The following is a 25,830-nucleotide window of genomic DNA, read 5'->3' as shown; positions in this document are numbered from 1 at the left end:
ATTTGCTCTACTATTCCTATAACTACCCACATTATAACAGATTATTTGAAGTCTTCAATCCTTAAAGTGTGTCAAAATCAGCCAGTTTACTATTGTTTTTTTCTTAGATAAGGTACAATTATTATAGTAAACGTTTGCATAAAAAATAAAAGGAGTGTTAAAGATGCTAGATGAATATAAAAACATCCTAGTCCCTGTCGACGGATCGCCGCAGTCACGTAATTCCTTTAAAAAAGCACTTGCCATTGCCAAACGTAACCGTGCACGTGTGCATATTGTTTTTGTAATTGATAATCGAAGTATTAACTTATCACCCGAACTCACTCGCCTATCCTCATCAGAATTTTCAGCTTCATTTGACACTTCATTCGTTGAACGCCTCGTGAAAGAAGCAGAAGCTGAAGGTCTACAAGCAATTTCTACCGTCGAAAGTGGTAGCCCGGCAGACTTAATTGGTAATATTTATCCAAAAGAATATAATACCGATTTGATTGTCATTGCTGCTACTGGTAAGGGCGCCATGGCGCGCGCATTTGTTGGTTCCGTTTCAAACTTTGTTTCGATTCACGCACCTTGTGATGTGTTAATTGTAAAAAGCAATCCCTAAATGAAAACAGCTCGAGCGACTCTAATAAAGAGGCGTTCGAGCTGTTGTTGCAGTGATATTTATTTTAACGTTCGACGATGGCTGTACCGTCTTCGTTCAGTTCATATTTGGTTAAGAGGCCGAATTCGGAAAGTGGCCAGTGAATAAAATCGGCTTCTCCACGTACATCTTCGATATTAATGAAGCCAAAATTTCGTCCATCGGTGGAATTTCTGCGATTATCCCCCATGACAAAAATTTGTCCTTCCGGCACTTCAGTAGCACCTGTGCGTTCTTCAAGCGTCATATCGTAGGTAAAGTTACCTTCCGTTTGAGCTTGCATTTCAGCTAAATAAGGTTCATCTAGCGGCTTGCCATTGAGTATGAGCTTATCATCTTTGAATTCAATAGTGTCGCCAGGTATACCGATGACGCGTTTAATGTACAATTTTTCGGGAACATTCGGTGGCGGAACGACAACCACATCAAAACGATCAACCTCCGCTAATTTGAGCATGACAAGGCGTTCGCCATCTTGTAAGGTATTATCCATTGAACGCCCTTCAACTTGAAACGGTTCAATCACATAAGCACGCAACAACCATACTAGAGCAAATACAACGATAAATGTGAAAATGGTAGAAACTATTTCTTTCATGACGCTTGAAAAGTTCGACATATTTATTCCTCTAATCTCTTAAAATTAGTTTACTTTTCTATTGTAGCGAAATAATATAGGCTTTTCAAGATGTTCTAAAGGGAATAGCGTTTTAAGATTTACTACTATCTTTGGACACATCAATCGCAATCACAATCGCCATCACCATCACAGGATCTACTGGATAATCTTCATCATCGTAGATATTTATTTCAAAGGCATCCGTAAACGACCAAAACTTGCGGTTGATATCGGCAATCAAATAGCCGTCTGGATCAATAATTTGATAGTCATAACCAAAAAAATTGCCTTCCACACGCCAGCCGAGATGATTAATTTCGTATTGGGGTTTTAAAAGGTTGAACTTTTGTTTAACGCTACCTTCCAATTGACCATGGCGGAAAATTTCCAGTGTTTGTAAGAAAGCAAAGTATTTTTGTTTAATAAAAGCAAGTTCTTCTTGTGTGCTCGCATCGTAAATGCGCATTTGACGGGCGAATGCAAATAAATTTCCTTCAACATGGTAAACTGGATTTCTATTTTCATCAAAAACATTAAAGTCTTCCTTAAAAGAAAATATCTTTTGCTCCATATACAACTTCATCGTATCAGCTCCTCTTCTTTGGTAAGCTAATTATACTCCATCTGAATTTGATTCCAAAACGGGAAGTGTTATACTAAGTTTAGTAATTATTTGTTTTTATAAGGAGGCATATGATGTCTGTTCATCCTGCAGTTGAAGTCTTGCTTTTTTGGTTTGCACCGGAACACAAAGAACTTCGTTTTGCTCGGAATGACGAATTTGATGAAAAAATTCGCACCAATTTTTACGATACTTGGCTAGCTGCTACAAAAGGAGAATTATCGAGCTGGCGGTCCACCATTCAAGGTCGCCTGGCAGAAATTATTATTCTCGATCAATTTTCACGCAACTTAATGCGCAACGATGCCCGTGCCTTCAGCCAAGACGGCATGGCACTAATTTTGAGCCAAGAATTAATCAAACATCCCGACTATCATCTCTTATCCAAAGTCGAACAACAATTTGCCCTCATACCCTTTATGCATTCCGAATCCGCTGCAATCCACGAAACAGCCTTAGAACTCTTTGAAGAACTCGGCATGGATTCCGCCCTTGAATACGAAATTAAACACAAAGCCATTATCGACTAATTCGGCCGCTACCCTCACCGCAACGCCGTCTTAGGCCGCGTGTCCACCCCCGAGGAAATCGACTTTTTGAATGAAGACGACAGCAGCTCAAAATGGTAATCTTTTAAATAAATATCACTGCTGATCAGCAAACACGTCTACTTGTTTGCTGATTTTTTTGGTGTTTCGGCGAAGGCTTAAAGGGGTAGTCGTTGGTTTGACGAGGAACCAATCCAGTACTCGTCGCTGCGACGAGTTCAATACTTTAGCCTAGTTCTTTCATGGTTTTTACATAATTTTGTGGACTTTATCCTATTTCAAACGAGCAAGCGCTAACCGCTCGGATGAATCCACTATTTCAAACGAGCGCGCATCAACCGCTCGGATGAAATCACCTTTTCAAACGAGCGCGCACCAGCCGCTCGGATGAAACCACCTTTTCAAACGAGCGCGCACCAGCCGCTCGGATGAAACCACCTTTTCAAACGAGCGCGCACTAACCGCTCGGATGAAACCACCTTTTCAAACGAGCGCGCAGCAACCGTTCGGATGAAACCACCTTTTCAAACGAGCGCGCAACAACCGCTCGGATGAAACCACCTTTTCAAACGAACGCGCAAAAACCGCTCGGATGAAACTGCCTTTTCAAACGAGCGCGCACCAGCCGCTCGGATAAAACCACCTTTTCATCCGACCGCGAGAGTAAGTCGTAGAAATTGCATCAATAATTGAGTTATCGTAGGCTTGAAGTAGCCAATCATTTCCTCAAGGAATACTAAAAGTGTTTTCGTTGCTACGACGAGTTCAATAATTTAACCTCGTGAGCACAACGAGTTGTATTCTTTAGCCTCATCGCTGTCAATTCCGACAACAAATCCAACAAAAAAAGCCACACAAAAAACCTAGACAGTCAAGCGACCATCTAGGCTAGGACAATTATTATTATTCGTCTTCGTTGTTATCATCTGTATCAGGCGCATCATTAGATAAACCTAATTCAGATTTCATACGAGATAACTCATCTTCAACAGATGCAGAAGATTGGTTAGCGTATTTAGCTTCTAATTCTTTTGCTTTATCAATTGGTTCAGAGTTTAATTCTGTCATGGCATTTGCTTCGTCTAACATACGGTTAGCTTTATCTTCCATACGTTCAAAGCTTGAAATAGCGCCTTTAGAATTACTGATGGATTGTGAAGCCGTATTAACTTTGCTTTGAGCTTCAGCCACAGACATTTTCCCTTTAATCATTGAACGACGTCTTCTTAACGTTTCAATATCATTAGCTAATTTATCATGCATTTGACGCATTTTAACAGCATTTTCATGAGCAGAAGCATAAGTAGTAGCTAAACCAGCACCAATACTTTCCACTTCTTGTTTTTTACTTAAGAAAATACGCGCATCGTCTTCATTGCCACTTTGTAAAGCTTTTTTAGCTAATTCGTTATATTTTTGAATTTCAGCTTCATTTTTATCCACTTCACGTTTAGCACGCGTTTCTTCTGCCATAACACCAGCAGTACTTTCTTTAACTTCAGCTAAATCATCCATCATTTCACGTAAATATTGGTCGATCATTTTTTCAGGATCTTCCATATTATCAATAATTGAATTGATATTTGCACTGATAATATCACCAAAACGACTTAAAATTGACATAATTTTTTCCTCCTAATATTGTTTCAAATTTTATTGCTTTATTTATTGACTGCTATTATCTTCATCATCTTGATATTTTTTCGCTAAATCATCCATCGCATCAGGAGACGAAGTACCAAATGTGTCTATCGGGCGACTTAAAATTTCCTCAGTCCGTTTTGCTTCTGCTTCCTCTTGCTCTTTCTTACGACGCCACCAGAAATATAAGATGACGAGAACAGCGACAACAATCAACCCAATAAATACCGGAATCCATGGCGATGTGGTTACTTCCATCATCCTATCCGCAGCTTCCTTAAAGGATTTACTAAAGAACTGCTCTTCTCCTAAACTCGCATCATAGTAGTTGCGGTCAAGGTAATCTAATAAAATATTGATCGCTTCGTTATCCACAACCTGTTTAGCTTGCGTTCCAACCGTAACATAGGTCGAATAGTCAGATGGCACAGGTTCATAAAACACTAAGAGCAAATGCGCTTCATCCGTAAATAACTCATCGTACATATCATTACCAAACGCTTCTAAAGCTTCTAAGGTTACATTATTAGCATTTAAACCAGGGATATTTTCAGTAATATAAACATGCGGTTGAACACCTGTTTCTTGATAGAAGTAACGTAAACCATCGACCATTTGAGCATTGTTACTAATCCAATTAGCATTATCAGTATAGTAATCCGTCTCGTTAACTGCACCGGATGGTAACGGCTCTCTTTCAACAGTTGAAGTTTGGATGGAATTGTTATTGCTACCACCATTACTTGAATTAGAATAGCCAGAGCCACCTGACATCATTGCAAAAATCCAAAACATTATTCCAATCGCAATCAATGTAATGACAATTGACGAGCAACCGCAGCCTCCACCATTGTAGCCACCACCGCCGCCCCAGCCATAATTACGTCTTCGTCCACCACCTGTAAAAATAGGTCCTGTACGAATAACTGGCCTAGAACCCCAGCCTCCGCCGAAACTGCCTCGGTTTCCACTACCACCCCATGATGAACCGCCACCAAAGGATCTTCCGCCACCGCGACCACGACTACTGCTCCCACCAATACGACCTCCACCGCCTCGGTTTCCACCAAAGGATCCTCCGCCGCCTCGTGAGCCACCGCCACCGCGACCTCCACCACGAGCCATTCCAACACCCCACTTCCATTAAATATCATAAAATTATATCGGATAATTAACTATTGTATCCATTTTCAATATAGCATATGCCTTTTTAAAATTCAATTTTGAGCACTTGCCTTTATAATAAAATAGATAAATTTCTAATTTTTTTGAAATCCAACCAAAGAAAAAAGCCACAAGTAAATACCTGTGACTAAACCCTCTCATTATTCAAATTTCACTTTTTGTTTTAGGCTGCATTTGAACCGTGAGGACGCCTAACAAAATTAAAACTGCCCCGATTAGCATCCTAAGCGTTATCTCCTCGTTTAGAATCACCGCTGAAAATAACATACCAAAAACAGCTTCCATTGATAAAATAATAACTGTTTCAGTTTCAGTTGTATAGCGCTGGGCAATTGTTTGAATCAAAAAAGCAAACATCGTACTTGCAAGCCCTAAATAAATAACAGCCATGATACCCCTCGTATGCATTAAATCCATTGGTTGATTTTGGACTAATGCAATCACAATACCGCAAAGGGAAGCAACCCCCATTTGAACAGTATTTAAAGCAAAGGGGTTTTCATTCGAAACATATTGACTAGTGTAAACAATTTGCAAAGCAAAGAACAAAGCACAAACCAAGGTGAGTATATCACCGATATTTATTTGTCCGAAATTATCTAAAGACATGATCCCTACGCCAACAATGGCGGAAAGGGAGCCAAAAATTGTCATCGGACTTAGCTTTTTCTTTAGGAAAGTTGCACCAATCAGGGGAACTAAAACGACATTAAAGGCTGTTAGGAAAGCATTTTTCGACGGTGTTGTGTAAACCAAGCCGATTGTTTGAAAATAAAATGCTAAATATAAAAAGACGCCTAAAACACTCCCACGAATCAAAGTCGCTTTATTTATCCATTTCAATTGTTGCCTGAAAAAAATCACCATACTGACAAAGGCAATCGTAAAACGCATCGCCAAAATATGGATCGGAGAAAAATAATCGAGTGCAACTGAACTCATAACAAAGCCAGAACCCCAAATAATGGCAACCATTATCAATCCTAACTGACCTTTTCTACGATTTGACATCAACACTTTCCTCCTTAAAAAAAAATCAAATTAACTCATAAAACCGCCTGATTGTCGTAACCTTCATTATAGTAGAATTTATCATTTTTTCCTAGCTACTTTCATAATCTAACAACAAAACTCAAATCCTATTGAAAACGTTTTTTCTATGCTATAGCTAACAAAATCTACGAAAGGTCATGTTGCATGATTCCGAGAAAATACAAAATCCCAGCATTTTTAGCACTCATCGTCCTGTTGCTCATTCTTAGCCGCTTTATCAATCTCTCATACGTCCTTCTTTTAGCTGTTGCCTCCTACTATCTATGGGAACGCGAAAACAGTCGAAGTGAACTCGTCATGCGATATATCGTCTATTTTAATCCTCATCGCTATATTAGCCCATAATGGTTTAATCGTTTAAAAACACCAAAAATCGGGCGCTCACTTTAGGGACTCGTCGAAAAAACGAGGGACACTTTGGGGACTCGCCGGAAAAACGAGGGACACTTTGGGTACTCGTTCAAAAATCGGGCGCTCACTTTGGGGACTCGTCACAGAAACGAGGGACACTTTTGGAACTCGTCACAAAAACGAGGGACACTTTGGGGACTCGTCACAGAAACAAGGGACACTTTGGGTACTCGTCGAAAAAACGAGGGACACTTTGGGTACTCGTCGAAAAAACGAGGGACACTTTGGGTACTCGTCGGAAAAACGAGGGACACTTTGGGTACTCGTCACAGAAACGAGGGACACTTTGGGTACTCGTCGAAAAAACAAGGGACACTTTGGGTACTCGTTCAAAAAGCGAGGGACACTTTGGGGACTCGTCGGAAAAACGAGGGACACTTTGGGTACTCGTTCAAAAAGCGAGGGACACTTTGGGGACTCGTCAACGCAGCATCAGCCAGCGTTTTCGATGCAACCAACTTAAAAACCGCCATAAACGCTGTGAAAACAGGGTTTATGGCGGTTTTGGCTTTAAATGGCTTTTGCCAGAGTTTTAAAGCAGAGATATTTATTTTAGAAGTTGTCTTTTTCGAGGCGGAGTTTTTCGAATCCTTCAACGGATTGTGCTTGTAAAAACAGATTGATTTGGCGTTCGAAACCGATGTTGGTTGGTAGTGTTGGGGTGTCGGTTTCAAGCAGTCGTTTGGCATTGGTTAATGCATCGATGATATCTTCATTGGTTGGCTGAATAGAATAAGCAAACTCTAAATTGCTTAGTGTGTATTCGTGAGCGGGGTATGCGAGTATTTTATCGTCCAGTTCTTTGAATTTTTGTAAGCTTTCAAATTGGGCTTGGTAGGCTTCATTCGCAACACGCCCACATCCTGCTGAAAAGAGCGCGTCACCACAAAAGAGCATGGTGTCTGTTAGGTAGGAAATATGCCCGGCTGTGTGTCCGGGTGTGAAAAGCACGTTGAAATCTGTATCCAAGAGGGTGATTGTGTCGCCTTCTTGGAGAATTTCGGTTGCTAGTTCAGACGTTTCCTCAGGTCCGAAAACCGGTAATTCAGGGTATTCTTGGAGTATATCTTTTACACCAGCAGTATGGTCATCATGAGCATGGGTCAGTAAAATGGCAATGGGAGTCAGTTTGTTGTGTGTTAAATATTCAAGCACTTGTTTAGATTCGCCTGGATCAACGATAATGGCTTGGTCTTCTTCATCAATCAGCCAAATATAGTTATCTTTTAAGGCACTTATAGCCGTTACATTCATATTATTTCACTCCTTATATTTTATATTTATATTATAACAAATTGATAGATAAATTTAATGTAGTTCGCTCATGGGCTATAAATTTTTTCTTGCAAGTTGGATGCGATAGTTATACATTAAGGATAATTAAAATATATAAAGTTGGTTTAAATCATGCATGAAAAATTATCTTTTAAAAATCGCTTAGCTGTTTCGTCATTAATATTTGGTTTGTTGTTTGGTGCTGGTAATCTTATTTTCCCCATTGCTTTAGGTCAATTATCAGGCGAATATTATTTCTCTTCCATATTAGGTTTTAACATTACCGCCGTCGGTTTGCCTTTATTGGGAATTGTTGCGACTGCTTTATCCAAAACCGAATCTGTTATGGATATGGCTATGGCTGTGTCTAAAGTATATGGTTATTTTTTTACCATTGCGCTTTATTTAACGATTGGGCCGTTGTTCGCAACACCACGGACGGCAACTGTATCCTTTGAAGTGGGTTTGGCGAACGCAATTCCAGAAAATTATTTATTTGTTGGTTTGCTCATCTATAGTTCATTGTTTTTCTTAGCTGTCTTATATTTCGCCTTAAGACCTAGTGGCATATTAGATTGGATCGGTAAATATTTAAACCCCTTGTTCTTATTTTTGTTAGCTGTTATCATTGTACGAGCTTTTACATCGGATGTCCCACTTATTACAGCGACGCCTTCTGCTTTCAATTCAGGGACTGAAGCTTTCACGGTTGGTTTCTTGGAGGGCTACAACACAATGGATGTGTTGGCCAGTCTCGCTTTTGGTATTTTGGCAATCCAGGCCATCCGACAGTCAGGGGTTCAAAAGCCAACAAGAGTAGCTAGAGAACTTATATTTAGTGGGGCTATTAGTTTAATCGTGATGGCTTTAATCTATGCTACTTTGGCATTGTTAGGGACACAAAGTTTAAATTTTACGGACGTTGCGCTCAATGGTGGTGTTGCTTTGGTCGTTATTACGCATTATTATTTTGGCTTATTTGGTCAAATTGTTTTGGCTGCTGTTATGATTGTTGCTTGTTTAAAAACAGCGATTGGTTTAGTAGTAGCCTTGGCTGAAACATTTACACAGTTAATGCCAAACTTTTTATCGAAAAAAGCTTGGACTATTACAGCTACTTTATTGTCATTTCTTGTTGCTAACATGGGTCTCAATCGTATTATTTCTTATTCCATTCCCATCTTGATGTTACTCTATCCCCTGGCCATTACTTTAATTATTTTACATTTAATCCGTCCCTTAGCTGGGAAAAAACATATTTTTCAAATTGTTACCGCCTTTACTTTTATAGCTGGGATGTTTGATTTGTTAAAAGCTTTACCTGAAAATTTAAGTCAGTTTTCAATAGTCATCCAAGCAGTCAATTTCGCCGAAAGTTTTCTGCCTTTTTATGACTATGGTTTTGGCTGGCTTGTCCCCGCTTTAGTGGGTTTGATTATAGGCTTAATTCTAGAAAACTTTTAGCTGTAAGTCAGCTGTTCATTATCGGAGATATTTATTATTGAATCCGCTATCTAATAGAGTTCAAATGCAGTATAATAGAGCTGTAGAAAGTATTATGGGAGGTATTTGTATGAAAAAAGCCATCATCTTTGTCGCTAGCTTATTTCTCGTAACCGCCGCACAACCTATCGTCGCCCAAGAAGCCGGACAAATTCAAAGTTTGCAATCGAAAATTAATGATTTACATACGCAATTGGAAGATAAGAAAGCTGAATTGGCAGCCCTATTAGCAGATCAAGAAGGTTACTACACCATCGAAACTTCAAATGCTACTTATGTCTTTAGCAATCCACGCATCGAAAACGATGTGATTGTGATGGACATGGATTACACCAACGATTCAAAAGGCGCCCTAGTTGTCTATGACGACATGTGGACCCTGACCTTTACCCAAGAAGATGACATCAGCATTAATCAATTGTGGGTCTTGTATGATATGGAAAACCTGCCGGAAGTCGAAGGCCGTCGTCCTTTAATGAGTAACCTGCGAATCAAGAGTGGTGCTACGGTCAATTTAGTGATCGCCTTGAGCCCTTCTCCCGACTATCAGTTTGGTATGATGTTTGACAGCCATATGTCCGAGTCCAACTCACACATGATGCCTACGACCGAACCATTTGATAACAAAGCCCCGATTGTCATCACCGTCGATCAATACAGCGCCCCAGACAACCAACCCAGTCGCATTGAAGTCCCTTTTAAATAAATATCACTGCTATATGAGCATCTCCGTTGTTGCGGAGATGCTCTTTTTGGGTTGATGGAACATTAATTGGGAGAGTTGGAAGCATGGAATGACATTAGCGCGTCATCCCTGTTGAATCTAATCCAAGCTCGAATCCCCCAGCAGATCCCCCCTCATCAGCAGTGATATTTATTTAAAGGGGTGGTGTTGTTCTTTGGGGTAAAAAGCTTTACAATTAAGGGACTAATTAGTTAAAGGAGTTTGACGGGACATGTCAGAGGAGCAAGAGAAAAAGGAACGGATTGACATCATTGAAGACATGTTGCTGAAATTGCATCATGGTGCGGCGCCGGAGTCGATTCAGGATGAGTTTAATAAGCATTTCACGGGTGTTTCTGCGATTGAGATTTCGATGATGGAGCATCAGTTGATTAATAATCCGGATAATGACATTACGTTTGAAGATGTTTTGAAGTTGTGTAATGTCCATGCGAATTTATTCAAAAATACGGTGTTGGAAGGTGACACACCGGATATCGAACAAGAGGGGCATCCGGTGCGGGTTTTTAAAGATGAAAATCATGCCTTGCGGGCGGCTTTGTTGCGGATTCACAATTTGCACAAGGTTTATGCTGAATTGCCGCCGGAGGAAATTGAGCCTGGAATGATTCGCGGTTTGCGCCATCAGTATGAGTTGTTGGGTCAGTTTGACCGCCATTATGAAAGAAAGGAAAAAGTTCTTTTCCCGATCATGGAGAAATACGGTCACGACGCGCCGCCTAAGGTAATGTGGGCAAAAGATGATGAAATTCGAGATTTATTCAAGGCTGCCAAGCAGGCGATGTTGCAGTTTCCGAATGTGGATTATCAGGAAATCACCGATAGTTTTGCGGCTTTCGAGTATGAATTCAACGAGATGATTTTCAAGGAAGAAGCCATTTTAATTAATATTTTGCTGGAAGCTTTTGATGTTGAGGACTGGTACCAAATCGCCCAAGAAAGCGACCCTTACGGCTACGCGATTATCACACCGACCGAGAAATGGGAGCCGAAAATCGAAGTGGTAGAGGAAGATGTTGTGGCGGAAAATGTTTATCAGGCGTTGCCAATTCAAACCTCGACTTCACACATTGAAACGCAGCGCATTGCGGTGGATGGCGGAATTATTACGATTTCTTTTGAGGCTAAAGCTAGCGAACGCCTTGTAGATCCGACTACCATAAGTCGCGAGGATGAAATCCAAATGGGTGATGGATTCCTGTCGATAAATCAGATGGCATTATTGTTGGATTACCTACCGATGGAAATTACTGTTGTGAATGCAGACGATATTGTACAGTACAGTAGTTTCAATACTAGTTGGGAAAGCACTTATTACATGCGTGATTTTAACACGCTCGGGCGGTCAATGGAGTCGATTTATGATAAGGAGATATTGTTTCAGGTTCAGGAAATGGTTGAGCGGTTCAAAGGTGTTGCAGCAGCCGAAAGCTTGCGCCATAGTACGTTTGAGCTGACTTTTGTCCCCCTTTACACCCCCTCAAATAAATATCTCGGCTACATCGAATTGAGTCATAATCTCGAACCTTATTTAGAACGTGATGCTGCTGTGAAGCGGGCTCTAACTGATGTGGCGTTTTTCAAAGATAAGCAAATTAAGTTGGCTGATTTGAGTTATGCAACTGACGCGTCTTCAATAAATGTACATAGTTTAGAGACGAAGCAGCTTAATTTTAGTCAAGGGGATCTTATGCTGACTTGGGATAAGACAAGTCGTGATGAGGTTTCAGCGGCAAACTTGGATCGGACAAAGATGATTGGTTTTAGAAATGGGGATTTGAGTCTTGATCAGGTGACGGCTATTTTCAACAATGTGCCCTTCGAGATTTCTTATGTTGATGGCAATGAAATCTTTCAATATTACAATTCGATTGTAGATTATGGGGAGATGATTTTTATTCGGACACCTGCTCAGGTGAAACGAACAATGGAGCTGTGCCACCCGCCCTATTTGTGGCCGATGGTAAAAAGTCTGGTCGACAGTTTCCGTAACAAAGAACGGTATTATCAAATCATGTGGTTCCCTCGTGGAGATGGGAAAATAGTTTATACTATGTACCAAGCAATGTATGATTTGACAGGTGAATTCCACGGTGTGTTGGAAACTGTGTTGGATATTAAACCCTATGTTGAGTAGGATGGATGTTTGAGTTGTTTCAATTAAGGGATTTAAAGACACTGAACAAATTCAGCTGGCAAAAGCTTGGTTTGTTCGGTGTTTTTTGTTGTGATGGTAGGAATTGTGGCGGATTAGGTTTCGAGTTGCTAAGTGAGGTAAGTTGCTAGTGGAATTAGCTCTTATGTGGCCAGGGATACGAACTAGCTGGCCAATTTAGACGTTTTGTAGCTACCACTTGCTTATCTTACTCTACCTCTCCTACTTTCGTAAGGGGTAAAACTACCTATCATTTATTAGCAATGTTAAAATGAGGCTATAGAATGTAGCAGAGATATTTATTTTAAAATGGAGGGTTTTGAAATGAAAAAGCAATTGAAATGGGCGGCACTAATAGCGTCGTTGTGGTATTTGGCGTATAAGTGGCCGGGCAAAAAGGAGAAGATGCCGTTTTTTGAAAATACGTCAGAGCATCCGCAAAGGCCATACAATATTGCCCACCGTGGTGGAGGGGCTTTGGCGCCTGAGGAGACTTTGGAGGCCTTTTTACGGTCGTATTTGGCGGGGGCAGATATGTTTGAGTATGATGTGCATATTACCAAAGATGGGCATTTGATAGCCAGCCATGATCCGACGGTGGATCGAATCACGGATGGTGAGGGTGTGATTAACGATTTGACTTTAGATGAGATTAAATCTTTTGATGCCGGGGCTAAATTTGTCGACGAAGAAGGCAATCATCCATTTGCCAGCCAAAGTGTGAAGCTCGCAACAGTGGAAGAAATTTTCCAAAATTTCCCAAACATGAAGGCAGTCATCGAATTAAAAGACGATAATCGTCGTGAATTATATGAGCCGATGATTCAAGAAATGTGGCGTTTAATTCAACAATACAATATGGAAGATAAGGTTTGTATTGGGAGTTTTGACCACCAAATTAATCGTCGTTTCAAAGAAGTATCACAAGGAAAAGTAGCAATTGGTGCCGGTCAAAGTGAAGCGACTAAGTATTTAGTCGGCATAAAATTACGATTAAATGGTTTGGTAAAAACAGATGCGGACTCACTTCAACTACCGGTTAAACAATTAGGACTGAATTTAGCCACGAAAAATATTATCCAAGGCAGTCGCAAAAGAGGTATGGATGTCTATTATTGGACAATTAATGACGCAAAGACGATGCGGGATTTAATCGCAAAAGAAGTGGATGGGATTATGACCGATAACCCCGCCCTCTTAGAAAACATTTTAAATGAAAGTGAGGAGACAAATACATGAAAATCGTATTCGTACGCCATTCGACGGCACAAGACCCTATCGAAGTCGCTCTTGACTTGGAGCGCCACTTAACGAAAAAAGGGGTTAAGAAATTTACTAAATTGATGCCAAACTTAGAAGAAATCATGCAGGCAGAAACGAACAAGATTCAAATTTGGTCTAGTCCGGCTTATCGGGCGACGGAAACTGCTGAAATCCTGCAAGAAACGCTCAATATCGAAGAAAAAACCATTAAAGATTTTATTTATGGTGGCAGTTTTGAAGCCCTACTCGAAAATCTCATTGAAGTCAGTGACGATACCTTAGTCTTTATCGTTGGCCATGAGCCCATTTTAAGTGATTGGACCCGCATGTTAACACAAGAAGATATCCGCTTTAAAAAAGCCAGCATGGTTTGCGTTGATTTTAACCAGCATGACTTAACTACTTCTACTATTCTTTGGGAAATTCATCCTTAAAAGGTTTAGTTTCACTTTATTTTTGACTTATACAATGGTTATAGCAATGATATTTAGTTTAAAAATCGAATTCGATGTCTTCATAGAGCTCTTTGTAGTGGTGAATCATCATGGGTTTGCGCTTTTTCAAAACCGTCAGGCCACCCAAGAGCTCATCGGAGGAGTCAACCATGGAGACCTCGTCCTTTTGTTGCTCCATCTCAATCAATACGCGGTCGAATGGGGCTTGCTGAATAATATCATTGAGTTCAAGATTGATTTGATGGCGCAGACGCTCGATGCGTTGTGGCTCAAAGGCAATAATCGCTGGCAAATCTGCCATCACTTGACGGAACGGCAGACGGCGGGTCATTTTGCCGTTTTGAATGCGGACATATTCCTTTTGAAATGGCGTAATCCCCACCACTTGGCCATGAATTTGATACCAGCCATCGTACATGGCCCAAACGCCCGGCTGGTATTCGGGTTGAAACGACCGCTTGAGTTTAAAGGTTGGATCTTCGCCAGTAATCTCAGCGACCCAACGTTTTTCGTCCGTTTGACTGGGATTAAGATACAAAAAATTCATTTTCATAAGAAACCTACTTTCATCATATTTAACTAGGAGGAGCACATGGCAACGATATCAACCAAAGACCGGATTGTAACTGAATTTTATAACTTAACATGTGAGAAAAATATTGATAAAATCACCGTCAAAGATGTTGTTGATGCTTGTGGTATTTCACGTCAAACCTTCTATTATCATTTCCGCGACCTCCCTGATTTGATGGAATGGACGGCGAACGAAATGGTCAACCAAACCATCCGCGCGAGTATGGGCAAAGATTCGGTGCTGGAGGCCTTGGAATCCTTTTTAACACAATTATATGACTATCGTCATTTGATTAAAAGTCTGATGACATCTAGCCACCGCGTGGAAGGCGAACGGATTTTGTTTAGTGCCATCGCTAAGCTCATTGAAGCCAAAATGAAAGAAGTCCTAGCCAATGTCATGATGCCCATGCAAGATTTTGAGCTCCTAATTGACTACCACACTTATGGTATTGTAGGTATCCTCCTAAAGTCAATCAATCAGCCCAATTTCTCCCCCCGCAAACTCGCGGTCCAACTCAACCGCATGGTCGAACAAGGGCTAAAACGTCTTCCTGACTAATAAATATCTCTGCCTCAACCAAAGTGTCCTGACACTTTGGTTTTTTTGTCAAGACAAATGGCTAACATTAACAATTCTCACGCTGCTTTTAGCGTGAGATAATAGTATTAACAAGAAGAAAGGAGTTAACCATGGATGAAGAATTAAATGAGCTAACCAGCTACCTAAAAGAAGTGGAACGAACACTAGAAGGATTAAAAACCATAGACCGGCATGATCAAGCTGCCGTTGACTTGATGCAGCGATATTTATTAAAAGAAGGTTTTTCTTATCAACAGCAATTAGAAGAACAAATGCGGCAAAGTCGTTCGCTGCAAGCACGGGAATTTGCCAAAGTTCATTTAGATTACTTCCAAGAAATTGAGTCAGTTTTCAGACAGTCACAACCGGAGGGTCGCGATGAACTGGCTTATTTGTATGGCGAATTTAGCCAAGAATTTATTTATTATATTGTTTATAAAGTAATTTGCTATTATTTAGAATGCACAAAAAATGTATAGAAAAGGAGTTCATATATGTCGAATTTTGAAGAACGCGATAAACAAAATGAAAGAAAACCTCTGATTTATTATTGGGGTATCGCGATGTTAGTCTTGTTTTTATTTAATTTAATTGTGGTGCCATGGGCGGGATCACGTCAAGTACAGGAAGTTGACTACAACACTTTTGTGACCATGTTGGTGGAAGACCAAGTGGATGCGGTAGAATTGAACGATCCAGAAAATGAAATTATTTTTGTGGGTGATAGTGGAATTTACCGGACGGGGATGGTTGAAGACCCGATGTTAACGGAGCGTTTACTGAGTGCTGACGTTGAATTTAAAGGTCAAATTATCGAACAGGCTTCACCGATAATTGCCTTATTAGTCTCTTGGGTATTCCCAATTTTATTCATGTGGCTCTTCTGGCGTTTCATTAGTAAACAGATGACCAAGCGGATGGGCGCTGGCGGAAATAACTCCATGAGTTTCGGGATGGCAAAATCCAATGCCAAGGTTTATGTTCAATCCACAGAAGGGATTCGTTTTGACGATGTTGCTGGCCAAGATGAGGCTAAAGATAGCTTATCAGAAGTCGTAGACTACATGCATAATCCTGAAAAATACCAATCCGTCGGTGCAAAAATGCCGACAGGTGTCTTATTAGTTGGACCTCCAGGAACCGGTAAAACCATGTTAGCCCGTGCGGTTGCCGGTGAAGCCAATGTTCCCTTCTTCTCCATTTCAGGTTCTGAATTCGTGGAAATGTTTGCTGGTGCAGGTGCCGCTCGCGTTCGTGACTTGTTCAAACAAGCCAAAGAAAAAGCCCCATGTATTGTCTTTATCGATGAGATAGACGCCATTGGTAAGAAAAGAAGCAGCCAAGCTTTCGGCAACGACGAACGCGAACAAACCTTAAACCAATTATTAACCGAAATGGATGGTTTTGAAGGCAACACAGGTGTCATGATCTTAGCAGCTACTAACCAACCTGAAGCCTTAGACTCCGCTCTATTACGTCCGGGCCGTTTCGACCGCCAAGTCCGTGTCGAATTACCTGATTTAGTCGGACGTGAAGCTGTTTTGAGAGTCCACGCTGAAAAAATCCAACACGAAAGCAATATTGATTTTAACAAAGTTGCTCGTATGGCCAGTGGTGCATCCGGCGCAGAATTAGCCAACATTGTCAACGAAGCTGCTCTTCGTGCCGTCCGTGAAGGCCGTCAAAAAGCGACTCAAGAAGACTTCCAAGAAAGCATCGAAGTCGTCATTGCCGGCGCGGAAAAGAAAAATGCCATTTTATCCGACAAAGAAAAAAGTATCGTATCCTATCACGAAGTCGGCCACGCCTTGGTTGCTGCCCTCCAGTCCCATTCTGCCCCCGTTGAGAAAATCACGATTATCCCACGGACCTCAGGTGCACTTGGCTACACCATGCAAGTGTCTGAGAGCAACGACAACCTGCTGTCTAAGGAACAATTGTTGGACAAACTCGCCGTCCTAGCCGGTGGACGTGCCGCCGAAGAAGTTGCCTTTGGTTCGATTACAACTGGCGCTTCCAACGATATTAACCAAATGACCCGAATCGCCCGCGCTATGATTACCCAATACGGTATGGACGATACCATCGGTATGGTCGCCTTCGAGCAAAACCAAAACCAATACCTGGATAACGGCACACATTCAAACGCGTCGCCCGAAATGCAAGCCAAGATTGACGCCGCCATCGTTGCCCTCGTCCAGGAACGCTATGAATACGCCCGCAACATGCTCGCTGAAAATCGCGCCCTCCTCGACCGCCTGTCGCAACACCTCTATGAAACGGAAACCATCACCGGCGCCCAATTCATGGAAATCCTCGAAACCGCCTAATCAAATAAATATCACAGGAGTGACCCCTGAGAAAATTGGATTTCTCAGGGGTTTTTGTGTGGAATTGCAGAATTGTGGAAACGAAGATAGATTTGTTTGTTCGTTTTGGAAGCGAAGATAACTTTCTATCTTCGTTTCCTTTTCGAGTGATACTTTTATCACTCGTTCCTAATTCGAGTGATACTTTTATCACTCATTCTCAATTCGAGTGATACTTTTATCACTCGTTCCTAATTCGAGTGATACTTTTATCACTCGTTCCTAATTCGAGTGATACTTTTATCACTCGTTCTCAATTCGAGTGATATTTTTATCACTCGTTCTCAATTCGAGTGATATTTATATAACTCGTTCCTAATTCGAGTGATACTTTTATCACTCGTTCCTAATTCGAGTGATATTTATATCACTCGTTTTCCTCTACACCACAAAACCTCCGCCATTCAGCAGAGCTTGTAGCAGTGATATTTATTTTAGGGTGGTTTGGGTGTAAAAGTCGGATTTGATTTCGAGAAAGCGTTCGAATTCGATTAGGATATGGTATAAAATGGCGCGGCTTTCGAATTCTTGGCGGGTTTGGGGTAAGGCGGTATTGCGATAGTAGGCGTACAATTGGCTCAGGGTGGTCAAAAGGTCGAAGCCGCTGTTGCTTTGGTCAAATTCTTCTGAGGTTAAGCGAAACAATTGGGCTAATTTTTGGTTTTGTTCGGTTTGCAAGTTGATGTTGGGCAAGGAGTCGATAATTCGTTCTAAGATGCTTAATTGGCGGGACCGCATCGTGGCGTATTCGATATAGTAATTGTCTTTGGTTAATAATTGGTTGTCGTATTCGTCTAAAGCGAGCTGGTTCAAGCTGTCGATTGCAGATTCTATGTGCTTTAAATCGCTTTTCAGCCTCCCCGCATCCAAGACATTTTCTAATAAACGATCATGAATGGACGACAAGATGTCACGGAACTGCGCTTCAACTTCGCCCAACATTTCCTGCAGGAGTGGGACTTGACCAGGCATCCATAAGTTTGCGAGCATCGCCGCGCCGGACCCGATTAACATAATGAACAATCCGTTCAGATGCCAAGTCCAGACTAAACTTTCTGCGATGTAAAAATGCGTGACCAAAACGGACACAGGTGCAATCGCAGCCGATAATTTAAAGCGATAAGCCAAGGGGACGAACAATAATAAATAGAGACCAAAGGCCCAGACTTCAAAGCCAAATATCCAGAAGACGATCGTGGCAATTCCAAAAGCTAGTACGGTCGCGGTTAAGTAAACTCTGGAAATTTCCCGCGATGCGCGCCTTGTATCTAATAAAGTCAATATTGTAATAATCCCGGTTGCCAATGCGTTTTCTAAACCGATCAATTGCGCAATATAAATCGCGACCACAACGGCAACCACCATTTTCACTGTTTTCATTCCAACAGACATGACATCACCTCTTAAAAATTTTCTCACTTTTATCATATCATGAATTCTTTCGAATAAATATCTCTGCTTTGTGCCTTATACTAGACTTTTCCAGCCAATCTGTCATACTTAAACTAAGTTATTTTAGGAGGGAAATTTATGACAACGCAATTAACGATTCAGGAAGCGATATTTACTTTATCGAATGTGAATAAGGAAATTGAACGATTGAACCGTCGCCTCTTCTCGAATTTTACCGGTCCGATCCGAGTGGACGGAGTGAAAATTACCCAAGGACATAAAGCGGAGGAAAATGAAGCCGACTTGCAATTGCAACAGGAATTGATTCAAGATGCGAGTCATTTGCGCCAAGCGATTAACCAAGCCAATCAGGACAATCAAGTCGAGGGCCAAACAATTAGCTATCAACTGGAATGGTTACGGCACACCCGCAATTTATTAGAGCATTTACAACAACTTTTGGAGTCACAATCAACCCGAGTTGAAAATGGTGTCGGGGTCGTTGAATATGGTGTTTACAATGAAGCGCTCGTCAACGAAACCATTAAAACCCTCACGCAAAAAGCCAATGCGCTTTCTGCAAAAATTGATTTATTTAATGCCCAAACCACACTTTCGGTTGAACTGATTCATGATAATTAATTTGGTCATTTTGGTAGAGCAAACCTTAAAAGTAGATTCCAACGGAACCGTTTGACGCTTTTTTAATCATCCCGTTTACCGACTAACGCTTAAAAATGGCATGATTGTCTCGTTTGCTCGATGGGTTGCTTGACAACCAAAAACTTTCTCAAGTGGCAGTTTTGCCTTTTCATACTTGAATGCAAAAAGGGACTCTTTTGAGTCCCTTTTGCTATTGCCCTTCTTCCCAGGCCGCCAACAATTCTTCATACAGCGCCTGCGTTTCTTCAACTGTCATTTCATTATAAATTAGCCATTGCGGATCAAACGAATCGTCCAACAAAATATCAATATGCCAGTCATTTTCAGGATAAGTATACAAACGAACCGCGCCATAATCTGCTAAAGTAAAGTAGCCATAACGCTTGTCTTGCCCACCAAAACCATTGGTCCGGACCCCATCCAGCGGCTTTTGACTCAACTCAATCGCCTCAACCGCATCAAACGGTACTTCCACACGATACATCGGCACGTCCACCACCAGGCTATCGGCAGTGATATTTATTTGATAGTTGATCAAAGTCATCGCCAAAACCCAAATAATAAGCCCCACAATAAATATCCCTGTCACCACCGCAATAATTTTTCCCACGGGATGGGCGACATTGATGGTGGTGCCCATACCGGCCATTTGTTTCGGCACGAAGAGGCGGGCGTCGTTGGGGTTACTATAAAAGCCCCAAACATAGTAGGTGTCAGTGGCCGTCATTTGCCAGCCTTGTGCCCCGGCGACTTGGTTGGTCAGCGCTCGGCTACGGTTGGCGGTGGTCGCCATAATACCAATGAGGACGATTAAAAAAACTAGGACGAGTGGAATGGTCCAAACGGACATGGGATTCCACAGCATCATTGCGCTTAGGACAATGAAAAAGATGGCAACACTAAGCGTTAGCCCGATATAGGCTAGCCCATGCAGCCGCTCAAATTGCTGCATATAGTTTTTTGCCACTTGGCTATCGTCGGAAACAAAGGGAGTCCGCGTTCGAATGGCGAGTGGGTAGGAAAGCGGCAGTAGCAATAACAGCAGTGGAATGAGAGCGGTTAATAGAACAACGGGCCACGATTGCTTGCTTAAAATTGCGATGAAAAGCGGTAGCCAAGTCGGCAACCAACTGAGCCATACCCATTGTTTCGCCGGTGCCGCCTTCCCTTTTTCGCGACTCACACTCAAGTCGACCACGGTTTGTTTGCTTGAATAAACCCATTGCTGCTCGCTTTTCAATTGGCTAATTTTATGGTGTAGCCGGTAAATCGGCACAAACACCATGATTAAAAAGCCAAACAGAAATAAAATATTTAAAAAATCTCGCCAGCCGTAAAAAATTGGTGCTTGCGAAACTAGAAATAGGATTGAAAACACAACGGCTAGCGCCACCACTTGCCTTTTAAATTGCTTTTGCAACGCCTTCACCTGACTCGATTCGGCATGGTCTGGCGCCAGCATAACCCCCGCAATTTGAAAATTCTGATATTCAGTCCCCTTAATCACCATAGCCGAAATCACTAGAATAATCCCAATCATCAACACCACCATCATTTCTGCTTCCTCCCTTCCATCAACTTCGCCATCCGTTTCCTAACTAATTCCCGAAATTTACCGTCATCCGTCGTCTTCGCCAAGCCTTCCGCCAAGATCACGTCCAATCGTTCAATATATTCCTCCTCAAGTAAATATCGCTGCTGCTCGCGAATCTTGGTTCCCACACGCCGGTCAACAACGATGACCCCTTCCTGCTTCAAAGTTTGATAAGCTTTATTCACTGTCATCGGATTAATACCCAAATCTTCGGCAAGTTGCCTGGCACTCGGTAATAATTCCCCATAGGCGAGCTCTCCTCGACCCAGTCCCAAAATAATCTGATCGCGAATCTGCTGGTAAATCGGAATCTCCGACGCCAAATTAATCTTCATCTTCATCTTATCACCTCATTTAGTGGATGGTTACTTTAGTTATATTAGTTGTATTATATCATACAATACAGGTGATAGGGAAGTTTAATGAAGAGGGATTGCTATTTTTTACGAGCGGGGACTCACCGCTCGGATGAAATCAACTTTTCATACGACCGCGAACTCACCGCTCGGATGAAATCCACTTTTCATACGAGCGCGAACTCACCGCTCGGATGAAATCCACTTTTCATACGAGCGCAAACCAGCCGCTCGGATGAAACCAACTTTTCATACGACCGAGAACTCACCGCTCGGATGAAATCAACTTTTTATACGAGCGCGGACTCACCGCTCGGATGAAACCAACTTTTCATACTAGCGCAAACTAGCCGCTCGGATGAAACCACTATTTCAAACGACCGCGAACCAGCCGCTCGGATGAAACCAACTTTTCATACTAGCGCGCCTCCCGCACTCCCCAACCCAAACAAATAACACCCCACAGACAACGACTCCTCAGTCATTCATCTACGTGAGTGTTTCAATCAGTCTCTATTCCCAAGCAATTCCCAAATCCCACCAACTCACCATCCCTATCCAACCCCAAACCCCCAAATACCTAACCCCTATATCCCCCTAAACCGCATATCGTAATCCCGATAATAATCCACCACAGCCTTTAACAAATTTCTATCCGCAAAATAGACATCTTCGCCAAAATGCTCTTTGAAATAATAATTGAAAGCCACATTATCATCCCGACGCAAGCGGCCAACAACCTTCACCAAATTCAACATTAGTTTTTCAACCCAACCTAATTTTGAATACACCACATTCCCTCTTAAATTAAAGGATTGAACTTTTCGCTGCAAGCCTTCCGGAACATTTTCCTTAAAAAACTTGTCGTACTCACATTTCTTCTGCAAATCCGTCATGCCAACCATGCATAGCACCAATTTTTTACCGTCCAAATCACCAACTTGCTTCAAAAATTTATTCAATCCAATAACCTTACCTGCATAAATACTAGCAACATATATAATAAATTGACGATCGTTCAAATCCCCGTACGTCAAGTCCTCGCGATTAATCAAGGGACAACCAATTTCTTCTCCAAGCCAAGTCGCGTATTGCAGACTGCTCCCCGTCTTAGTCTGATAAACGACCACAGGATTCATGAAGAACCTCCTTTTTTTATCTGAACATTAAAAATAAATGATAAATTTAATGTTAGTATAAGTGATATTTATTTAAAATTCAATCCAAAGTCTTAGCATAAGTCCCGCCTGCTTTGCTATAATAGATGAATGTCAAATAAAGGAGCCAAGTTATGTCGTCCAATTCCCTAAAAAAAATATCACTGTCACTCGCCGTTTTCGCCATCATTCTACTCTTATATTTATTCGCCCGCGATTGGATCCAATCCATTGATATCGCCATTTCGCAGTGGGTCATCCAATTTCGCAACCCCATCCTCGACCCGCTATTTTTATTGATTACAAAACTTGCCAATGCGCAATTTATCATCTTTTTCATAGTCATAGCTGTGATTGTCATGGCTGCCCTATTCAAAAAACCGCTGCGCGCCGTCATGTATGGTCTTTCCATCGCTTTTGGCAATCTAGTGGTGAACCCAACAATCAAAAATATCATCCTGCGCGAACGGCCTGAGGAAAGTTTGCGGATGGTGTACGAGGCATCCTACTCTTTTCCGAGTGGGCATGCCTTTGCATCCGCCATGATTTACCCGCTCATCGCAAATTTTCTCATTCGCTACACCGCCCTGGGTCGCTATCCAAAGCTGGTCTACGCCACAACGAATATCCTTGTTTTGCTGATTGCCTTTAGCCGCGTCTACCTCGGCATGCACTACTTTTCGGACATCACCGCCGGCCTGGCGCTGGGCTACGTTTTTTATTTATTAACACGCGATCTCACAGATATTTATTTTAATAAATATCTCTTTAGAAAAGCAGTCTGACTACCTTCTTCAGCTAAAATTTGATATGGTATGTAGTATCCAAACACAAAATTGAAATGGAGGGATTGCGGTGAAATTCGAACATAAATTACGTGGTAATGTTTCGTTTGGCGTGAATCCAATTGGATGTAAGCAAGAAGTGTTAAATCAAATTAATTATGTTAAAGAACAAGGTAACTACGAAGGCCCTAAAAAAGTTCTCATTCTGGGTGCTTCGTCCAGTTACGGTTTAGCTACCAGGATTTCATTAGCGTTTGGCGCAAAAGCCGATACAATCGGCGTATCCTTTGAAAAAGGACCTAAGTCGGAGCGAAATCTAGGAACCGCTGGTTGGTATAATAATATTTACTTTAAACAGTTTGCAGAAGCCGAAGGCTTAGTGGCGAAAAACTTTGTTGGCGATGCTTTCAGCCACGAAATGAAACAAGAAGTCATCGATTATATTAAAGAAGAGTTTGGCGGGAAAGTTGACTTGGTGGTTTATAGCCTAGCTTCCGGTGTCCGCGTTGACCCTGACACAGGCGAGCGCTACAACTCCGTCATCAAATCGATAGGCCAAACAGTTGTCGGACCCCACATCGACATTTCCAAAAATGAATTCCAAGAACACACCCTAGATCCGGCCACCGAAGAAGAAATTGCCGACACGGTGAAAGTCATGGGTGGCGAAGATTGGCAAATTTGGATGGAAGCCTTGAAAGAAGCCGATGTCTTGGCGGACAATGTCCTAACCGTTAACTATTCCTACTTAGGGTCCGATTTGAACCGCCCATACTATGGCGACGGTACCCTAGGCCGCGCAAAAGCCGATTGTGAAGTGAAAGCCGACAACATTAACGAATTACTGGCCGATATCAATGGAAAAGCAACCATCGTCGTCGCCACAGCAGTGACAACAAAAGCCAGTTCCGTCATTCCTTTCTTCCCGGTTTACTGCCTCGGCCTCTACCGCATCATGGAAGACAAGGGCACTCACGAAACACCCATCATGCACCAAGACCGCATTTACCGCGACATGTTGTACGGCAATAACCCAGAGTACGATGACAAAGGCCGCCTGCGTCCAGACAACTGGGAACTCGATCCCGAAGTCCAAAAAGCCACTGAGGAACTCATTCTAACCATCAACCAGGACAATTTCGCCTCAGACAAAACCGGCTACGACACCTTTATGAAAGAATTCAATAACCTCAGCGGCTTCGACGTCGACAACTACCAAGCCGAAGAAGTCACCCTAGAAGAACTCATTGCCCTAGAATATTAACCCCCAAATAAATATCACTGCAAAAAACCCCCTCGTCCGACGGACGAGGGGGTTTTTACTTTGCTAGAAGCGCTGGAAGATGAGCGCGCTCGGATGAAACTTGCTTTACAAACGAGGGCGAGCAGACCGCTCGGATGAAATCCACTTTTCATCCGAACGAGCGCGAACCGCGCCCCACTCCACGCTCCCCAAACTAATCCCCTCTATAAGCCTCAGTATACAAACCAGCCACAATCAAAGCTCCACCAATAATATTCCCAATAACAACAAAGAATATATTCCCTAAAGCACTGCTCCAACTAACGAGCCCACCAAATAACCCACTCGCAAACAAATACAAATTCGCCACACTATGTTGAAACCCAAGAAAGACAAAGCCAGCAATGGGAACCCACAACAACACCATTTTCCCTACATTCGTCTTACTACTATTAGAGACCCAAATCCCCAGAGTCACCATAATATTACACAACATACCTGATACAACCATTTGCATCGGCGAGCCACTAACTTTCCCTTCAATCGCATATTGTAACGTTCCCGTCCCCATCAATATGGAATTAAAGCCAAGCACCTCGCCCAACGTATAGGCTAGAAACACCGCTCCCAAAGCATTAGAAATGAAAACAACCATCCAATTCCGAGCCAGCAATCGCAAAGAAGTTTTCTCTCGCAAATAGGCAACACCGACATCTAAAACATTCCCAGTAAATAACTCCCCACCAGCTACCACAATTAACAACAAACCAATAGGAAATAAAAAAGAACCTACCAAACTCGCCCATTCACTCTCACTTTTAGATAAAACAATTAAATACATGGCATAACCAATTGAAATATACAATCCCGCCAAAAAACCTAATATAACACTTTTTTTTACCGACGAAGCCGCTTTATCCGCCCCTTTACGAGCAGTAAATTCTAACAAATCATTGCCCTTCAAATCCATTCATAAATCCTCACCTTCACACTT

At 42.0% G+C, this 25,830-nt stretch carries 24 protein-coding genes and 1 pseudogene; 13 read left to right on the top strand and 12 right to left on the bottom strand.

Annotated elements, in window-relative coordinates; translation table 11 throughout:
* Positions 1-163: 163 nt before the first annotated feature.
* Positions 164-607, top strand: a complete 444-nt coding sequence (locus ACTQ54_RS09225) for a universal stress protein (protein ID WP_441756197.1) — start codon at positions 164-166, stop codon at positions 605-607.
* 64 nt (positions 608-671) lie between these two features.
* Here ACTQ54_RS09225 and lepB read toward each other — a convergent pair whose 3' ends face one another.
* Both lepB and ACTQ54_RS09215 read right to left on the bottom strand, forming a co-directional pair.
* Positions 672-1,265, bottom strand: coding sequence for a signal peptidase I (gene lepB / locus ACTQ54_RS09220; RefSeq protein ID WP_441756195.1), 594 nt, complete (start codon positions 1,263-1,265; stop codon positions 672-674).
* A 91-nt stretch (positions 1,266-1,356) separates the two neighbouring features.
* Positions 1,357-1,848, bottom strand: coding sequence for an LURP-one-related/scramblase family protein (locus ACTQ54_RS09215; protein ID WP_441756193.1), 492 nt, complete (start codon positions 1,846-1,848; stop codon positions 1,357-1,359).
* A gap of 110 nt (positions 1,849-1,958) precedes the next feature.
* On the opposite strand from ACTQ54_RS09215, the pseudogene ACTQ54_RS09210 reads away from it, so the two are divergent.
* Positions 1,959-2,516 (top strand): annotated as a pseudogene (locus tag ACTQ54_RS09210) (DUF924 family protein).
* A gap of 822 nt (positions 2,517-3,338) precedes the next feature.
* Here the strand turns inward: ACTQ54_RS09210 and ACTQ54_RS09205 are convergent.
* From ACTQ54_RS09205 to gloB, 4 genes are all read right to left on the bottom strand, one after another.
* Entirely contained in the window at positions 3,339-4,058 is a 720-nt protein-coding gene (locus ACTQ54_RS09205; RefSeq protein WP_441756191.1) for a PspA/IM30 family protein, read from the bottom strand.
* Between the two features lie 42 nt (positions 4,059-4,100).
* Positions 4,101-5,201 (bottom strand): hypothetical protein, encoded by a 1,101-nt coding sequence (locus ACTQ54_RS09200; RefSeq protein WP_441756189.1) that lies wholly within the window; start codon positions 5,199-5,201, stop codon positions 4,101-4,103.
* Between the two features lie 204 nt (positions 5,202-5,405).
* A complete protein-coding gene (locus ACTQ54_RS09195) occupies positions 5,406-6,272 on the bottom strand; it encodes a DMT family transporter (protein ID WP_441756187.1) in 867 nt (288 codons plus the stop codon).
* Between the two features lie 1,005 nt (positions 6,273-7,277).
* Positions 7,278-7,979, bottom strand: coding sequence for a hydroxyacylglutathione hydrolase (gloB, locus tag ACTQ54_RS09190; RefSeq protein ID WP_441756186.1), 702 nt, complete (start codon positions 7,977-7,979; stop codon positions 7,278-7,280).
* Between the two features lie 153 nt (positions 7,980-8,132).
* Here gloB and brnQ point away from each other — a divergent pair, with 153 nt between their 5' ends.
* From brnQ to ACTQ54_RS09165, 5 genes are all read left to right on the top strand, one after another.
* The gene (gene brnQ / locus ACTQ54_RS09185) at positions 8,133-9,464 is read left to right on the top strand and encodes a branched-chain amino acid transport system II carrier protein (protein WP_441756184.1); all 1,332 of its coding nucleotides are present in this window, start codon (positions 8,133-8,135) and stop codon (positions 9,462-9,464) included.
* A gap of 64 nt (positions 9,465-9,528) precedes the next feature.
* Complete coding sequence (locus ACTQ54_RS09180; protein ID WP_441756182.1) at positions 9,529-10,209, top strand: hypothetical protein; 681 nt, start codon at positions 9,529-9,531, stop codon at positions 10,207-10,209.
* A 250-nt stretch (positions 10,210-10,459) separates the two neighbouring features.
* Positions 10,460-12,385, top strand: a complete 1,926-nt coding sequence (locus tag ACTQ54_RS09175; RefSeq protein WP_441756180.1) for a DUF438 domain-containing protein — start codon at positions 10,460-10,462, stop codon at positions 12,383-12,385.
* Between the two features lie 342 nt (positions 12,386-12,727).
* The gene (locus tag ACTQ54_RS09170) at positions 12,728-13,642 is read left to right on the top strand and encodes a glycerophosphodiester phosphodiesterase (protein ID WP_441756178.1); all 915 of its coding nucleotides are present in this window, start codon (positions 12,728-12,730) and stop codon (positions 13,640-13,642) included.
* Positions 13,639-14,100 (top strand): SixA phosphatase family protein, encoded by a 462-nt coding sequence (locus ACTQ54_RS09165; RefSeq protein WP_441756177.1) that lies wholly within the window; start codon positions 13,639-13,641, stop codon positions 14,098-14,100. The genes ACTQ54_RS09170 and ACTQ54_RS09165 overlap by 4 nt, the downstream gene beginning before the upstream one ends.
* Positions 14,101-14,158: 58 nt before the next feature.
* Here the strand turns inward: ACTQ54_RS09165 and ACTQ54_RS09160 are convergent, their stop codons facing one another.
* A complete protein-coding gene (locus ACTQ54_RS09160; protein WP_441756175.1) occupies positions 14,159-14,674 on the bottom strand; it encodes a hypothetical protein in 516 nt (171 codons plus the stop codon).
* Positions 14,675-14,713: 39 nt separating this feature from the next.
* Between ACTQ54_RS09160 and ACTQ54_RS09155 the strand changes: the two genes are divergently transcribed.
* The 3 genes from ACTQ54_RS09155 to ftsH all read left to right on the top strand — a co-directional run bounded on the left by ACTQ54_RS09155 (position 14,714) and on the right by ftsH (position 17,607).
* Positions 14,714-15,256, top strand: coding sequence for a TetR/AcrR family transcriptional regulator (locus ACTQ54_RS09155; RefSeq protein ID WP_441756173.1), 543 nt, complete (start codon positions 14,714-14,716; stop codon positions 15,254-15,256).
* Positions 15,257-15,387: 131 nt separating this feature from the next.
* Positions 15,388-15,756: a hypothetical protein gene (locus ACTQ54_RS09150; protein WP_441756172.1), complete on the top strand. Its 369-nt coding sequence runs from the start codon at positions 15,388-15,390 to the stop codon at positions 15,754-15,756.
* A 15-nt stretch (positions 15,757-15,771) separates the two neighbouring features.
* Positions 15,772-17,607 (top strand): ATP-dependent zinc metalloprotease FtsH, encoded by a 1,836-nt coding sequence (ftsH, locus tag ACTQ54_RS09145; RefSeq protein ID WP_441756170.1) that lies wholly within the window; start codon positions 15,772-15,774, stop codon positions 17,605-17,607.
* Positions 17,608-18,075: 468 nt separating this feature from the next.
* Here ftsH and ACTQ54_RS09140 read toward each other — a convergent pair whose 3' ends face one another.
* A complete protein-coding gene (locus ACTQ54_RS09140; protein ID WP_441756168.1) occupies positions 18,076-19,038 on the bottom strand; it encodes an aromatic acid exporter family protein in 963 nt (320 codons plus the stop codon).
* A gap of 138 nt (positions 19,039-19,176) precedes the next feature.
* Between ACTQ54_RS09140 and ACTQ54_RS09135 the strand changes: the two genes are divergently transcribed.
* Entirely contained in the window at positions 19,177-19,680 is a 504-nt protein-coding gene (locus ACTQ54_RS09135) for a hypothetical protein (RefSeq protein ID WP_441756166.1), read from the top strand.
* Between the two features lie 211 nt (positions 19,681-19,891).
* Here the strand turns inward: ACTQ54_RS09135 and ACTQ54_RS09130 are convergent, their stop codons facing one another.
* The 3 genes from ACTQ54_RS09130 to ACTQ54_RS09120 form a co-directional block, all read right to left on the bottom strand.
* Positions 19,892-21,256 (bottom strand): DUF5808 domain-containing protein, encoded by a 1,365-nt coding sequence (locus ACTQ54_RS09130; protein ID WP_441756164.1) that lies wholly within the window; start codon positions 21,254-21,256, stop codon positions 19,892-19,894.
* Positions 21,253-21,636: a GntR family transcriptional regulator gene (locus ACTQ54_RS09125; protein ID WP_441756162.1), complete on the bottom strand. Its 384-nt coding sequence runs from the start codon at positions 21,634-21,636 to the stop codon at positions 21,253-21,255. The genes ACTQ54_RS09130 and ACTQ54_RS09125 overlap by 4 nt, the downstream gene beginning before the upstream one ends.
* A 602-nt stretch (positions 21,637-22,238) precedes the next feature.
* Complete coding sequence (locus tag ACTQ54_RS09120) at positions 22,239-22,790, bottom strand: flavodoxin domain-containing protein (protein WP_441756160.1); 552 nt, start codon at positions 22,788-22,790, stop codon at positions 22,239-22,241.
* A 152-nt stretch (positions 22,791-22,942) separates the two neighbouring features.
* Between ACTQ54_RS09120 and ACTQ54_RS09115 the strand changes: the two genes are divergently transcribed.
* Complete coding sequence (locus ACTQ54_RS09115) at positions 22,943-23,593, top strand: phosphatase PAP2 family protein (protein ID WP_441756158.1); 651 nt, start codon at positions 22,943-22,945, stop codon at positions 23,591-23,593.
* A 70-nt stretch (positions 23,594-23,663) separates the two neighbouring features.
* The gene (gene fabV / locus ACTQ54_RS09110) at positions 23,664-24,857 is read left to right on the top strand and encodes an enoyl-ACP reductase FabV (RefSeq protein ID WP_441756156.1); all 1,194 of its coding nucleotides are present in this window, start codon (positions 23,664-23,666) and stop codon (positions 24,855-24,857) included.
* A gap of 193 nt (positions 24,858-25,050) precedes the next feature.
* Here fabV and ACTQ54_RS09105 read toward each other — a convergent pair whose 3' ends face one another.
* The gene (locus ACTQ54_RS09105) at positions 25,051-25,806 is read right to left on the bottom strand and encodes a formate/nitrite transporter family protein (RefSeq protein ID WP_441756155.1); all 756 of its coding nucleotides are present in this window, start codon (positions 25,804-25,806) and stop codon (positions 25,051-25,053) included.
* Positions 25,807-25,830 lie beyond the last annotated feature (24 nt).

It is taken from the genome of Fundicoccus sp. Sow4_H7, assembly GCF_052115865.1.
Lineage (GTDB): Bacteria > Bacillota > Bacilli > Lactobacillales > Aerococcaceae > Fundicoccus_A.
Note: the sequence above shows the minus strand (reverse complement) of the source record. Positions and strands in the feature narration are given on the sequence as shown.

Bases quoted from the DNA above. Each gene is read 5' to 3' on its own strand.
- gloB (WP_441756186.1), bottom strand. From the start codon at position 7,979: ATGAATGTAACGGCTATAAGTGCCTTAAAAGATAACTATATTTGGCTG.
- ACTQ54_RS09150 (WP_441756172.1), top strand. From the start codon at position 15,388: ATGGATGAAGAATTAAATGAGCTAACCAGCTACCTAAAAGAAGTGGAA.
- lepB (WP_441756195.1), bottom strand. From the start codon at position 1,265: ATGTCGAACTTTTCAAGCGTCATGAAAGAAATAGTTTCTACCATTTTC.
- ACTQ54_RS09160 (WP_441756175.1), bottom strand. From the start codon at position 14,674: ATGAAAATGAATTTTTTGTATCTTAATCCCAGTCAAACGGACGAAAAA.
- ftsH (WP_441756170.1), top strand. From the start codon at position 15,772: ATGTCGAATTTTGAAGAACGCGATAAACAAAATGAAAGAAAACCTCTG.
- ACTQ54_RS09175 (WP_441756180.1), top strand. From the start codon at position 10,460: ATGTCAGAGGAGCAAGAGAAAAAGGAACGGATTGACATCATTGAAGAC.
- brnQ (WP_441756184.1), top strand. From the start codon at position 8,133: ATGCATGAAAAATTATCTTTTAAAAATCGCTTAGCTGTTTCGTCATTA.
- ACTQ54_RS09120 (WP_441756160.1), bottom strand. From the start codon at position 22,790: ATGAATCCTGTGGTCGTTTATCAGACTAAGACGGGGAGCAGTCTGCAA.
- ACTQ54_RS09155 (WP_441756173.1), top strand. From the start codon at position 14,714: ATGGCAACGATATCAACCAAAGACCGGATTGTAACTGAATTTTATAAC.
- ACTQ54_RS09165 (WP_441756177.1), top strand. From the start codon at position 13,639: ATGAAAATCGTATTCGTACGCCATTCGACGGCACAAGACCCTATCGAA.
- ACTQ54_RS09195 (WP_441756187.1), bottom strand. From the start codon at position 6,272: ATGTCAAATCGTAGAAAAGGTCAGTTAGGATTGATAATGGTTGCCATT.
- ACTQ54_RS09205 (WP_441756191.1), bottom strand. From the start codon at position 4,058: ATGTCAATTTTAAGTCGTTTTGGTGATATTATCAGTGCAAATATCAAT.
- ACTQ54_RS09115 (WP_441756158.1), top strand. From the start codon at position 22,943: ATGTCGTCCAATTCCCTAAAAAAAATATCACTGTCACTCGCCGTTTTC.
- ACTQ54_RS09215 (WP_441756193.1), bottom strand. From the start codon at position 1,848: ATGAAGTTGTATATGGAGCAAAAGATATTTTCTTTTAAGGAAGACTTT.
- ACTQ54_RS09140 (WP_441756168.1), bottom strand. From the start codon at position 19,038: ATGTCTGTTGGAATGAAAACAGTGAAAATGGTGGTTGCCGTTGTGGTC.
- ACTQ54_RS09135 (WP_441756166.1), top strand. From the start codon at position 19,177: ATGACAACGCAATTAACGATTCAGGAAGCGATATTTACTTTATCGAAT.
- ACTQ54_RS09200 (WP_441756189.1), bottom strand. From the start codon at position 5,201: ATGGCTCGTGGTGGAGGTCGCGGTGGCGGTGGCTCACGAGGCGGCGGA.
- ACTQ54_RS09130 (WP_441756164.1), bottom strand. From the start codon at position 21,256: ATGATGGTGGTGTTGATGATTGGGATTATTCTAGTGATTTCGGCTATG.
- ACTQ54_RS09125 (WP_441756162.1), bottom strand. From the start codon at position 21,636: ATGAAGATGAAGATTAATTTGGCGTCGGAGATTCCGATTTACCAGCAG.
- ACTQ54_RS09105 (WP_441756155.1), bottom strand. From the start codon at position 25,806: ATGGATTTGAAGGGCAATGATTTGTTAGAATTTACTGCTCGTAAAGGG.
- ACTQ54_RS09225 (WP_441756197.1), top strand. From the start codon at position 164: ATGCTAGATGAATATAAAAACATCCTAGTCCCTGTCGACGGATCGCCG.
- ACTQ54_RS09180 (WP_441756182.1), top strand. From the start codon at position 9,529: ATGCAGTATAATAGAGCTGTAGAAAGTATTATGGGAGGTATTTGTATG.
- ACTQ54_RS09170 (WP_441756178.1), top strand. From the start codon at position 12,728: ATGAAAAAGCAATTGAAATGGGCGGCACTAATAGCGTCGTTGTGGTAT.